This window comes from Nostoc sp., assembly GCF_036917815.1.
Lineage (GTDB): Bacteria > Cyanobacteriota > Cyanobacteriia > Cyanobacteriales > Nostocaceae > Nostoc.
Genome location: NZ_JBALEK010000100.1, coordinates 202,062 through 215,570, shown reverse-complemented (window position 1 = coordinate 215,570; position 13,509 = coordinate 202,062). Strand labels below are relative to the sequence as shown.

The 13,509-nt window shown below is 41.9% G+C and carries 9 protein-coding genes; 5 read left to right on the top strand and 4 right to left on the bottom strand.

The window, feature by feature from the left end; translation table 11 throughout:
- Positions 1–72 precede the first annotated feature (72 nt).
- On the top strand, positions 73–1,920 hold the full coding sequence (locus V7K97_RS30765; protein ID WP_334804753.1) for a glycosyltransferase family 39 protein: 1,848 nt from the start codon (positions 73–75) through the stop codon (positions 1,918–1,920).
- A gap of 83 nt (positions 1,921–2,003) precedes the next feature.
- Here the strand turns inward: V7K97_RS30765 and V7K97_RS30760 are convergent, their stop codons facing one another.
- The gene (locus tag V7K97_RS30760) at positions 2,004–2,288 is read right to left on the bottom strand and encodes a peptidase (protein ID WP_334804752.1); all 285 of its coding nucleotides are present in this window, start codon (positions 2,286–2,288) and stop codon (positions 2,004–2,006) included.
- A gap of 433 nt (positions 2,289–2,721) precedes the next feature.
- Here V7K97_RS30760 and V7K97_RS30755 point away from each other — a divergent pair, with 433 nt between their 5' ends.
- Positions 2,722–3,216, top strand: coding sequence for a DUF4363 domain-containing protein (locus V7K97_RS30755; protein ID WP_334804751.1), 495 nt, complete (start codon positions 2,722–2,724; stop codon positions 3,214–3,216).
- A 677-nt stretch (positions 3,217–3,893) separates the two neighbouring features.
- Here V7K97_RS30755 and V7K97_RS30750 read toward each other — a convergent pair.
- The 3 genes from V7K97_RS30750 to V7K97_RS30740 form a co-directional block, all read right to left on the bottom strand.
- The gene (locus V7K97_RS30750) at positions 3,894–4,742 is read right to left on the bottom strand and encodes a DUF928 domain-containing protein (protein WP_334804750.1); all 849 of its coding nucleotides are present in this window, start codon (positions 4,740–4,742) and stop codon (positions 3,894–3,896) included.
- Between the two features lie 253 nt (positions 4,743–4,995).
- Positions 4,996–7,329, bottom strand: a complete 2,334-nt coding sequence (locus V7K97_RS30745) for a CHASE2 domain-containing protein (protein WP_334804769.1) — start codon at positions 7,327–7,329, stop codon at positions 4,996–4,998.
- A 276-nt stretch (positions 7,330–7,605) separates the two neighbouring features.
- Complete coding sequence (locus V7K97_RS30740) at positions 7,606–8,574, bottom strand: DUF1822 family protein (protein ID WP_334804749.1); 969 nt, start codon at positions 8,572–8,574, stop codon at positions 7,606–7,608.
- 1,005 nt (positions 8,575–9,579) lie between these two features.
- On the opposite strand from V7K97_RS30740, the gene V7K97_RS30735 reads away from it, so the two are divergent.
- The 3 genes from V7K97_RS30735 to V7K97_RS30725 all read left to right on the top strand — a co-directional run bounded on the left by V7K97_RS30735 (position 9,580) and on the right by V7K97_RS30725 (position 13,424).
- The gene (locus tag V7K97_RS30735) at positions 9,580–10,404 is read left to right on the top strand and encodes a glycosyltransferase family 2 protein (protein WP_334804748.1); all 825 of its coding nucleotides are present in this window, start codon (positions 9,580–9,582) and stop codon (positions 10,402–10,404) included.
- A 93-nt stretch (positions 10,405–10,497) separates the two neighbouring features.
- Entirely contained in the window at positions 10,498–11,724 is a 1,227-nt protein-coding gene (locus tag V7K97_RS30730) for a glycosyltransferase family 4 protein (RefSeq protein ID WP_334804747.1), read from the top strand.
- 155 nt (positions 11,725–11,879) lie between these two features.
- Positions 11,880–13,424 (top strand): efflux RND transporter periplasmic adaptor subunit, encoded by a 1,545-nt coding sequence (locus tag V7K97_RS30725; RefSeq protein ID WP_334804746.1) that lies wholly within the window; start codon positions 11,880–11,882, stop codon positions 13,422–13,424.
- Positions 13,425–13,509: the final 85 nt, after the last annotated feature.

The window sequence follows — 13,509 nt, the reverse complement described above, 5'->3', positions numbered from 1 at the left end:
TGTTTTTAGATTTTATAACGAACTTAAATCTCGAACGTCAAATCTACAAATTCATTCGTGTGAGTCTTGCCAATGAGAGTTCTTTTCCAAGGTGCATTTTATTTTTACAGAAAAATTATCTCGTTGCTACTTGCCTCTGCTACCCATTTCCTACCTCTGGCAAATACAAACTTTGGTTCACAACACAAGCATTGGCATAATTGGCAGACTCGTCTCCCTGCTTCCTGGCTTCACCCTTTGCTGATCTTAATCTGGTTGATCGTCGGCATCAGCTTACGCCTAGCCAACTTGACTGCAAAGCCTCCTTGGACTGATGAGTTTTCTACCTTGGTGTTTAGTTTGGGGAATACTTTTTTAGGAGTTCCCCTAGATCAAGCGATCGCACCTGATATCCTATTGCAACCACTGCAACCAAACCCAGCAGCTAGTATTGCTGATGTGGTTCATAACTTACTTACACAAGATAACCATCCACCACTGTATTTTGTCCTGGCTTACCTGTGGATGAAATTATTTCCCAGCGATGAAGGATTAGTATCGCTATTTGGGGCGCGATTGCTACCAGCCATCATCGGTGCTATCTCCATTCCCTGTGTTTACATATTAGCTAGAGTAGCGTTTCGTTCACGATTAGTGGGACACTTGACTGCTGCCATGATGGCAGTATCACCCTACGGCGTATTTTTAGCACAAGAAGCGCGTCATTACACCTTGGCAGTCTTATGGGTAATTGGTTCCCTTACCTGCTTGGTAATTGCCACACGTCATATTCAAAACCGCACACCTTTACCCATCTGGGTAGCACTTTCCTGGGTAGTAATTAATGCTTTAGGTGTTGCGACTCATTACTTTTTCACCCTCACCCTCTGTAGTGAAGCAGTAGTTTTGATTTTTCTGGCTTGGCGTCAATTGCAGACTAGCAGCAAATTTTCTCTCCTCTTCTCTCCTCCTTGGCGGCGCCTCTATGCCGTTGCTACAGGTACTTTTGTAACGAGTTTAATTTGGCTACCAATCTTTTTAGAGAATAAATATCGGGAAAATTTGACCGAGTGGATTCAAGGTTCGCGCGTTGGACTAGATTGGTTCAGCCCAATCTTTCAAGCTTTAGGAACATTGATTGCCATGATTTGCCTGTTACCAGTTGAATCTTCACAGATATTGGTTGTGATTCCTTCTGGAGTGGTGATGTTGACTTTCTTTATTTGGGCAGTACCAATTTTGCTGCGGGGGATCAAGATTCAACTACGGCACCCAGAAAACGGGATAATGATGCAGGTGTTTATCGGAATCGCGATCGGCGCGATCGCTTTATTCTTTATCTTTGCCTACTTTTTGGGAATCGATCTAACTAGGGGCGCTCGTTATAACTTTGTTTACTTTCCCGCGATCGTTATTTTACTAGGGGCAAGTCTCGCAGTCTGTTGGCATCCTCTCAAGGAATTGATGGGAAGAGAAGAGATCGGCAGATGGGGAATAAACGGTAAAAAAGCCGTGATGTTAATTTGGTTAATGGCATTGCTCAGTGCAGTTACAGTCTTCTGCAATCTCGGCTATCAAAAATATTATCGCCCTGACTTGTTTGTGCAACTAATTAAACAAATATCCCCAGTGCCAGTACTGATTGCCACTACCCACAAAACTTATGTACACACTGGGGAAATGATGGGGGTAGGTAGGGAAATTAAACTTGCCAATTCACTCCAAAAACCTCTGTTTCTCCTTGCTCATCAAGACCAAGATCCGAATACTTCTACCATTGCTCTGGAAAATACTTTAAAGAATTTACCACGACCTTTTGACTTATGGCTGGTAAACTTTCACGCTCCTGTTGCAGAAACCGTCAAAACATGCATTATATCTGATACTAAATCTTTGCCAAGGGTGAATGGCTACGAATATGAACTTTATCATTGTCAATAAGCTGGGAAGTGGAAGCCCACGAAAAGCTAACCCACTAACCCCATTGCCAAAGCTCTAAGGGGAAAAATTCCAAGTCTCTCTGTTTAATTCTTGGGGTTTGACCGAGTTTTTTTACCAAATAAACCAGACATACTTAATCCTGTTGCCAACAATCCCAGAAGTCCTAATCCGTTCAAAATTGGGTAGATTCCTTGCAGATGAAAGATTTCGCCCGTATGGATACTTAAGAGGAAGCTAGCTGGAACTCCTATACTCATAGACCACTCGCGAACAAATGTTGTTAACATTCCAGTCAGTACGGTTAAAACAAGTGGCACAGATAGGATGATACCAAAGATCCGATGATACTTACGAAATGAGCGTTTCATAATAGTTCTCCGGTCAGTATAAACTTTTTACAATCTAGGCTCACTATCACCTAAATTGCAAATTAGATGATAAAAATCGAGTCTTGTCTGACAGACTCGAAGTAAGCAATTGGTGTGAGGAGTTTTAGAGACTCTGTTCTTAAGTTAAAGCACAGCAGGTAAAAAACTCGGAAAGATAAAATATTGGTTTTTCCCGAGTTTTTTATCTTAATAGCTTTAATATTTGAATGGCAGAAATATTACCCAATATTTTTGTTCATAGTGAGCGCGATATCTGAACACTAGTTCTGTTCTTGATTACACTCTCAAAAGCCTTGGAAAAATACTAATTCTATTCAGCACTCAGTATTGGCTCTTAAGCCTCTTCAACTGGATAGTTATTTCTGCAAGGCTGTATTAGTCTACAAAAACGAGTTTTGATGAGGAGTCTATAATGAATCGTTTTAATCCTGTACTGATAGTCTCTCTAATCAGCCTGATGGCTTTGGTTGGATGCAACAAGGGTGAAGAACCTACTGCACAGACATCACCTGCTGGGAGTTCTGTCTCTGATACAGCAGCTAGTCCTGCTGCGACAACCAGCGCCCAAACATCTGCTAGTCCTGCTGCGACAACCAACGCCCAAACAGCAGTTAGTCCCACTGCAAATACCGAATTTAAAGGTTTAGAGGCTGTTGTTACCAATACGAAGACGGCAGTTGTGGCGGGAAATTTTACCAAAGCTAAAGGGGAATTTGATAAGTTTGAGGATTTCTGGTCAAAGGTTGAGGATGGAGTTAAAGCTAAATCTCCCACTACCTACAAAGAAATTGAAGATAAATCTGATGAGATTAAGGCAGGGCTTAAAGCCTCTGCACCAAATAAACCAAAATTGTTAACAGCCTTAGCGTCTCTTAACAAGAATGTCACTAGTGTTGCCAAGCCTTGAGAGGATGTTTGAAAAGTCCTCTTATCGGTAGCAAAAAGTTCTAGATCCCCCTAAATCCACGCCACGTGCTTCTCCCAAGGGGAGACGCTGCGCGAACAAGTCTCTTAACCGCAAGGGCGCAGTGGCTCCCCGATAAATTGGGGGACTTTGATTCCGGTTCCCCCCTTTTTAAGGCAGGGCTGTTTCATTCGTTCAGATCAGAATTTTGTCAAGAGTATCAACCAGAAAATTTAGTGAGTTGGTAATCGAAAAATTACTGTTTCAATCGGTAAATTTAAGTGCGATCGCCTGGTTTTTGACCCAATTAGAGTGTTTAAAAACCTGATTTTTTTGACTGATACGCTTGTAAATTAAGGTCTTTTGGGGAATGAATCAGCCCTGCTTTTTAAGGGGGATTAGGGGGGATCAATCAGTGCCAAAAGTTACAGCAAACCACTTTTCAAACAACCTCTAAGACTGCACCTGTTTTTTCTTGAAGTTGCCCTTTTTCCTAGTAGTCTGTCAAGAACTAATTGACGGATAAATAAATCTTTCAATCAATTTTTCTTCTTTCCTTCTTACTTAGCGGCGGCAGTCGCTCATGGGGGAAACCACGCCAGATGCTCCACTTGGGGAGACGCTAACGCGAATGCGGTTCGTTCTTTTATCCATCAAAATGTATTTGACAGACTACTCGTTTAAGGTGTTCTTGGAAGAATGGGTTCTCCTGCAACATCATCTAAGCGGATGCTGCCTAGTAAATTCCGCCACTGTGCCTGAAGTGCCGCATCTTGAGGATTTTTTTGACGCAGTTCAGCTAGCGTCGTCAGTGCCTCGTACCATATCCCCTTTTGGGCATAGATTGCGTACCGCTTTAGAGGTTCTGCCGTTTCTAGTTCTTTGACTGTTGCTTGACTCAGGTTAACTCGTTGTATTACCCCTTCAACATAAGTCCAGGGCGAATTTTTTTGTTGATCGCAGTTAATGCTGAAAAACCAGCGATATTGTTTGTCTACTGCTAAAGCCGGAGTAGTCTTAGGCAAAGAAACGCGGATGACTCCTGACTTATCCGGTAAAGCGATCGCTTTTCGGTAAATCTCTTTAGAGTTTTTAGACTCAGGATCTTCTTGCAGTACAAATTCAACTACATAAGGCAAATCTTTAGTATAAGGCACATAGAAAAACCAACTTGGGCGTTCTCGCGTTGTCTGTCCCCAAACATTAATCACTGAGTTAGCTTCTTCAGTAAAGGGCACTAAAGCAGTCAGATCAGGTTTAGTAAGTGGACATCCAAGCGTCCCGCGCTTTGCTCCACCACGAACGCGACCTCCTGGAGGGGGTCCTGGTGGAATTGGAGGTTGATTAAAGGTTGTGCCTTGAGCAAGAATGGTTTTAACATCAGAGCGCAGGCGTAGCCCGCCGTAGGCATCGCTATCTGAAGAAGCAGAGATTGATTTCGCCGGTACTGGAGTTAGGCTAACGAGTAAACTTGTACAGCTAAAAGCTACTACTAAAAACAGTTTTATCGGTTGTGAATTTGAATTCATAAAAACCTCATGCGATTTTAGATTTTAGATTTTAGATTTTAGATTGGGCATTGAAAAGAGGCAGAGGGGCAGGATGCTGCTCTTGCAGAGGGGAAAACTCTTCTCCCTGCTCCCTGCACCCTGCACCCTGCACCCTGCTCCCTGCACCCTGCACCCTGCTCCCTGCACCCTGCTCCCTGCACCCTGCTCCCTGCACCCTGCACCCTGCTCCCTGCTCCCTGCTCCCTGCACCCTATTCCCCACTCCCCACTCCCTATTCCCCACTCCCCTCTCGCACTTTTGTTTTTGAATTATGAATTGACATCAAGCCCACCATAGCTACCAGCGATAAGACCGGCGGGACAAAGGGCACCCAAGCACCCGAAATTAACAGACCAAAGCAAACTAAGTACAAAACGCTAGAGGTAACACCAACTGCCAACGCCAACCAGGGTAACGAAAGCCTACGCCAAGTCAGGACTCCTCCTACTAAAGACCAGCCCCAAATCCAGATCACCTCAACCCACAGTGACCAAACCCGCAACAATGGCCGCCCATCCTGGACAGCACTAAGGATCTGGCTGATCATGTGCGCTTGTACTAACACTCCTGGCATTTGCTCATCTAAAGGAGCGCCATAGGGTGTCGGCCAGGTGTCTGGAGAATCCCCCTTTGCCACCACACCAATTAAAACAATTCGGTCTTTGATCGCGTTGGGGTTAACCGGACTAGATAAAAATTCGGTTAGCTTCACCTGTTCGGCGATCTCTTTTGAGGAACGGTAGTTGAGCAAGATTTGACCGCCATTGGGATCAATATTTTGATAGCCGCCAGTATGAGATTTCAGATTCCCAAAAATAGTTTTACCTAGCTGCAAATTACCTTCAGGGGTGAACTTTGTTTGAATACCTAAAGGGCGCAGATAAAGGGAAGCTAGTTGTACACTGAAGGAATATGGAGCCGGACACAATGATGTCGCCTCTTGGTTCATGAACAAAAGATGCCGACGAATAACTCCATCGCGATCGTGAATAAAGTCGCTGAATCCCAAGTTTTCTGGGGGGATTTCTGGCGGTGGCTTAATACCTTTGATATTTTCTGTGCGATCGCTCCCCTTGCATACGCCAATCAAATTATGAGTTTGCTGGAGACGAGTAATTAAATCTGGCTCTTTGGCGGTAAAATCACGGTAGACATCCAAACCGATCGCCCGGGGTTGATATTGATCCAGTTTCGCTAGGAGTTTGTTGAGAGATTTTTCGGAAATGGAAGCTCCGATTAAATACTCCCCATTTTGTCTTTGAGTCGCCAAATCGTCATCGTCAATTGTGATGATCAACAGGCGCGGATCAAGTCTCTCCCCAGGGCGCGATCGCATCATCAGGTCAAAGGCTTGAATCTCTGGATTTTCCAGCCATCCCACCAATCTCACCCCACAAACTAAGGCTGTAATTGCCAAGCTGGATAACAAAATTGTCTGAAATCTGCGTCTGCTCAACAAAGGTAAATTCGGTATATCTTCACTTTTGACAGACCTTAATTCATCCCAAGTGGGCGGTATCTGCGCGGGATTTTGGCAAATCACTGGTAGCCAAGTTGCACAAGGAAATCGATCCTCAAGTCCTTGCAAGCGTTCCCGCCCTTGGCGTACCGCTTGATATAAAGACTCGCCACCGGCAAAGCCTTCAAGAAAATACTTTAAAAACTCCTTTGCAACCAGATCTGGCACTGGTTCGCGCATGACGATCATTTGAGGAATTTGCAAATCAGCCAATTCTCGCGCCAATCCCAATCCATCACAGGAGTTGAATATAGCTAACTGCAAGCCGTTTTCAATAGCTTTCCTGAGAGCATATTTTAACTCGCTAATAGTCAAACTATCAGTTTTATTTAGGTAAATTCGTCCACTTTCTGTATTTCTGTTACTAGAACTGTGTCCAGCAAAGAAGAGAATATCCCAGTTTTTTCCCCAAAGATGGTCAGTCAATTCCTTACGTTGTGGTTCTACCAGAAAGCTAACGTCTGCATTACTACATCGTTGCAGTAAAGCTTGATCGGCTTGAGTGTCAATTCCCTGACTATTGCCGACAATTGCCAAAATGTTGACTAGTTTATTGGGAATGGGTGGCTTGTGAATGCGATCGTAGGATGGTGAAGCAAGGGCAATTTCCGCTTTTGGATAGCGTTCTAACAAGTCCCACAGATGCCAGGGTAATAGCTGCAATTGGCTATTTTCTGTTTGTAAAATTACCCGAATTTCTTCCGTAGACGACAATCTTTCTAACCATTTTTCCCTCAAAGGGCGAAACTCTTCTGCTCGCAGCCAAGTATTAAAGCGTGCCCGCAAAATATGGGAAGTGTTTTCGCAGTCTTGAATCATCGATACATTCGTCACCTGCATTTGGTCAGCATGGAGGCGATAACGATTGCCCATCTGCCGATAACTAGACTGCCAATGACTATAGTAAAGCGGCATTTCCGGGAATGAAGGTAACTTCCCCGTGATTTCTGTTGCAGCCCGCTCGGATTCTTCACCAATTTGGAGGTTGACAGCAAACCCCTGCTCAAAACTACCCTCTGCGAATTTCAGAACCACTAACTTACCCATGACCGTCGCTATGCCCCTGTGCAAAATCATGCCCTGTTCTCATGTCTGATCAGCAAATTTTAGATTTTAAATTTTGAATCTTCAATCCAAAATTTAATTACTTTTCCTTGACTTGATTGTTGGAGTCCATCTAAAATCTAAAATTGTTTTGACAAGCTCGACAAGCGTCTACAGACTTTTTTCAAAATCCCCAAAAGCAGACTTGAATTTTTAATTTCTAATTAACCAATTACTACTTAATAAATTACCGACAAAGAGGGAAGATAGCTACATATTTCAAATTTGGAAATGTTCGGTAATGCTGGTATTATCCAAGGCTACCCTAACGCTAAATTGCTCTGTGGGTTCACCACGAAACTGTAACTGAATGTAGTTGTCCGATTTTCGAGATTGAGCGTCTAGAAATATTGCTCCCGAACTATCTAAAACGGTGAGATGAACTCCTAGCGGTAAATAGATTTGATTCCCAGTGGCGTGTAATTGCAGATGAATACTGGTTTGTTGATCCTTTTCGGGATTGATTTCCACAATCAACATCACAGGTTGATTGAGAATTTGGATACCCAAATCAATCAGTTTTGCCCGTTTAGTAATTGATTCTCGTCGGTTGAGGGCATCTAGTTCCAAAGTTTCAGTACTGCGAAAGGCATAAGTTGGTCTGAGTTCCGGCACATTCCACAGGGATTCAATAGTCTCCCAGCCCGTCTCAAATATGCCAGCAAACCACTGACTCAAATTCACTATTGAAGTAACTGGAGATTGGCGCAGTTGCCACAGGTGGTCGATAAATGCTTCTAATGGTTGTAATTGCGCTAAAGGCAGTGTTTCAGTTACGATACTAGGGATAAAACCAAGCAGCCGAGCTTCTTGGAGCGATTCATCAAATTGAACTACTAAATAACCCACCCGTTCTTCCCATGTTTCTGGAGGAATGGAACATATCTGCTGATGCAGATGGACAGGGCGACATTCCAGACGACCAATTGAGGGTATGTCTAAGTCAGCTATATTTCCACAAAGGCGCATAATGGGGTTCCAGCTGTCACTAGCTTGAAGATCAGTAGGAATATCCATCATTTCCAAGTAGTCATTCACCACCGATACAGCCAGAGTGTTCAGCCGGACTTGCTCTGCTTTTTGAGAATTTGGCTGCTGACTAGCAAATTTCTGGGCAATTCTCCGAGCTGATTGGGAAATCGGCAATGTTAAAGCGAAATCGTCTAGCTGATAGGTGGAGTCATTCATAATTCAATTCCTACTGATCAATGCTGTTATGTACATATCACCCGCATTCACTAAATTTATGCCACAAAATTGAATACTGGAAAAAAGGATTGGGGATCATTGGTGACAAGTTAAGGCTGTAAGTCTTTTGCCAATAGGCTTTGAGAGAATTGTAAAAAGAGAGTGTCAGTGTTGAGGTCACATTTTGCCGTGGATGGCTTGGTAGTTATTCTGATTACCCATATCCTCAATAGACACAGTGTAAATTATCCGTCTTTCCAGTCCCCTCCTGACTAGTTGTTTGCCTCTTATTTCTGATTTTTCTCACTTCATTTATTGTTTCTTTTGTCAATGCGTAAGTTGTGTAGTAAAAAATACTAATGTTATGACTGTTTTTGAAATAGTGATTGTTGAGTATGAAGATTAACGTCTGTAATAATACTCAAAAACATAAGAATTTAGTTTTTGAGTATTATAAAAAATAGTTAAAAATCCTGATATTAATAATTTCTGGATGATTTAATGATTATTGTTATTAATCTTTTCATTTATTAATATTAAATAAAAATACTGATTCCCTTTTTAAGTTTTAAATTTATATTTAATTTATCGAACAGAATTCAGGAGTCAGGAGTCTGAATTTAGCAATGTTTTCTGTACGACACTTCGACTCGCTCAGTGCATCGCTGGCGGATGAATAACCGGCGTTTTTGCACCCCCACCAAATCTATGATTTGGTGGTCAACAAGACAGTGGCGGGTCTGAATCCCCGACTGATTGATTCTGAATTCTGGATTCTGCATTCTTCTTCAACAGGGTTCATTTTGAAATTATTGAATTCGGCGCGGAAGTATACAGATAGATAAAGTCGAAAAATTGAAACATGCTAGGAAATGGGAGATGTCTGCTAATTAGCCTTAGTTAATTAGTCTAAGTTGAGATGCTAATCAATTTAAGTAATTAACTATTGATAGCCTCAACAAAAGTAGCATTTTTGGAAAAGACTTAATCATTAGGAAAGAAAATATGGTTACCTTAAGTCCTGTAAGCTTCTTGGAAAAATCACGTTTTAAAAAACTGGCTACCTCTGAAAATTATTCAATTACTGTAGTTATTCCATGCCTTAATGAAGAAGGGAATCTAGAACGTCTCCTGCTTAATATAGAAGAAACGTTTGAGAATATGGGCTTTAGTTTGCCAGTACTAGTAGTTGATGATGGCAGCACAGATAATAGCTATCAAATCCTCAAGAAAATGAGTGAAGAATATGATTACTTGAGGATCATTCGTCATCCCCAGAGGCGGGGTGTAACTGGAGTATGGAAGACAGCATTAGATGATGTCCAAACTGATTGGATATTTTGGGGACAAGCAGATTTAGAGTCAGATATGCGAACTGACTTACCATTGCTGTTAGAAGCTTGTGTACCAGGGGTAGATGCAGTAGCTGGTTGGCGGCAGAAACGGGGTGATGGTAAGATTCTTGCTTCTAAATTCGCCAATACTACTTGTAGTTTACTCTTTGGTTTAAACATCCACGACATGAACTGGATCAAACTAGTCCGTCGTGATTTATTATCGACTCTGCCAGTAGAAACAATTACCCATCGCTACTTATTAGCGGTATTAGCAGCACAAAGATATAACGTTACAGAGGTTCTCACACCCTGGCATCCTCGACATTCTGGAACAAGCAAGTTTGGCAAAAAGCGTCTTCTGACTTCAGCTATTGATTTTGTCAAGTTATGGTGGTGGTTTCAAACTGAAGGTCGTCTACTTAATCGACGCCAAGAGAAAAGAATTGATTCAACCATAAACTATCCTGGTGTTGTTCTACAGGAAATAGTCTAGTCAATTCAACTCGTCATAAATGAACCCAGAGAGAGTTAGTCATCTGCTTCTGGGTTTCATTTTCACCCCAAAATTAGTAAGTTTTTCACACCTATGAGTATTGAAGATAAACACATTCTTGTCGTCACTTCTGTATATCCTATGACTGCTGACGGCAATCATGGTGCTTTTGTACGTGAGGCAATTTTACGCTTGCAAGCAACAGGGGCTAAGTTTACGGTATTCGCTCCTGCCTACGAAGGTTCTAAAAGCCATGTATTAGATGGAGTAAAAGTATATCGCTTTCGCTACTGCCCAAAACATTTTGAAAATTTGGCAAGGGATGGTGCTCCTACCAAGTTGCAGAGACAGCCTCTCTATTTGTTAGCTGCTATTTTGTATATCTTGTTGGGTACGCTGCAATTGTTTTGGGTATGCTGCAAGGAAAAGCCAAATTTACTCCAGATTCATTGGCCTTTTCCTCACGGGTTGATGGCTTTACCTGCCAGCATCTTATTGGGTATTCCGATGGTGTTTAGTTTCCACGGAGCCGAACTAATGTTAGCAAATAAGTTCGGTTTTGTGACACATATTCTCCGTTGGTTACTGCCTATCGCTAAAGGTGTGACAGCCAATTCTTCTTTTACTAATGGGTTAATTCGTAAAATTTATGATGGGTCTGTTACCGTTATTCCTTACGGTATGACTATAAAGCCGAAGCCACCTAAAAAACGTTCACCAGAGGAAGTGCCTAAGCTTCTGTTTGTCGGTAGGTTAGATGAACGTAAAGGTTTGCGATATTTATTGGCAGCTCTACCTTTAGTTTTAGCTAAATATCCTGTACGTTTACGCATTGTGGGCAAGGGAATTCTCGAACCTGAGATTAAATCACAATGTCACGCAATGGGTCTAAACAACATAGTAGATTTTCTTGGGTTTGTCAGTAAAGAAGAATTAGCTGATGAATATGCGGGGTGTGACATATTTGTATTACCAGCAATTGTCGATAGCAAGGGTGATACTGAAGGCTTAGGAATTGTGATGATAGAAGCTTTAGCTCACCAAAAGCCTGTAATTGCCAGTGCTGTAGGGGGAATTGTCGATGTAATCCATTCTGGAATTACTGGATTATTAGTAGCAGAAAAAGATCCAGAAGCTTTAGCACAAGCAATCTTGACTTTATTATCGAATCCCATCAAAGCCCAAAAAATGGGTCAAGAAGGTTTAGCAGATATAGAAGTTCGCTTTACTTGGTATCGGATTACACCTATATGGGAAAAAGTATTTGCAAACGCATTGGATAGCGCTGTAACTAGAAAAGGTACTGAAATTCTTGCCTAGTAAAATTTTCCGATTAATGGTGATTGGTGATTTCTATTAGGATTGTTAGTTTGTTGAGTATTCAGGGAAATATGTATATAGCTTGTATGAAGGGTAGGTAAATAAATCCATCTCTGAATGAAATTCTTGAATTAGTTCTACTTTTCTTGTATATAATGATACAGTCGCGTCTAATTTTAACTCGCGGGATTCTCACAACTTGCGTAGTAGTCCCTTTAGGTTTAATGGGGATTTTAAGCTTTACTGTACTTCTCCCTGCTCTCAAAAACCCAGAATCAAGATTTTACTCTTCAGGTTTCGGTTATCCAGCTTTGCAACGTATGGCTGGCAAACCTATCCAAGTAGAGACTGCGTTAGTAGCGTCAAAAAGTTTAGAGGATAATCTAGCCGCTCCTGGTGAATCTGTTGCTATGCAGGAAGTGAATGTTCGTTCTTTGATATCGGGGACCGTAGAAAAAGTTTTTGTTGAGGAAGGGCAAAGGGTGCGCCGAGGCCAACCTCTGCTCCAGTTACAAAAAGCTCCCTTTGAAAATGAAGTGAATACGGCTCGCAATAACCTCGCTATTGCGGAAAAGAACCTTGAAACTGTGCAAAACTCGGTATCAAAAAGGTTATCAGACCTAAAAGAGGATGCTAGGTCTGCTCATGACAGGTTTTATACAGCTAAAACTAGACTAAGAACAATTGACAAACTCGCAGATCAAGAATTAAACAACAATATCCAGGCTGCTCAGGTAAGGGTAGGGACTGCTGAAGAGAAACTCAGACAAATTAAAATTTTAGCGGAGCAGGGAGCAATTTCCAAGTTTCAACTCTATGATATGCAAGATACCTATGCAACTCGCAAAAGAGAACTAATAGCTGCTCAACAGGGAATTATTACTACCCAAACCCAGCAATTTATAAACCAAGATTTCTACATTGCTCGCCAAAACGACTTGATTTCTTCTCAGCAAGCTCTGTCATTAGCCCAGGACACACTAGAGAAAAATGTCAAAGATGCTCGTCTCACCGTTGACAACAGGAGAATAGAACTACAAGAGGCTCTGAGAGATTTAAGTAGAACAGTTATATATGCCAGCACCGATGGTTTAGTGAGTTTGGTAAATATAAATGCTGGTGAAATAGCAGATGCACGGCTCCGTGACTCGTTAGTAACTTTAACTCAGAATATTGTATTTAAGGCTTACATTGATCAAGCTAGACTTAATGCAGTCAAAGTGGGTAATAAAGCTATAGTGCATTTGGTGGCATATCCTGGACGTACTTTTGAGGGACGGGTGATTCAGCTTAATCCAACCGTACAAACTGATGCCACTAAGCCCAGTAAAGTGGGTATTGACCGACAATTTACCTATTCTGTTTGGGTTGCTGTTGATAATTTGCAAATGCCTCCAGGTTTGCAGGGTTATGTTCAGTTTGTTGATCAAAGTAGAACGGCTTTAATGATTCCAGAAAGTTCTGTGACTCATTTGTCTGCTGGTGAAGGCATAGTGATGGTTGCTGAAGCAGGTAAAGCTGTTGTGAAAAAAGTCAAGCTAGGAAGAACATTTGATAACCAGCGTGAAGTGCTGGCAGGCTTAAAGTCAGGAGAAGAAGTAGTATTATCTCCCAGAGTGTTAAATCCAGACGATCGCCTAAAAATTGATACCCCACTAGCACAGCAATCAGTCGGCAAAAACGAGGTACAAGTTCGTTGACCAAAATTTAGACCGAGTGCAATTTACTTGCAATGTTACGCGACATTATCAGCTACACGTTTACTACAAACACTTAACAAAGTAA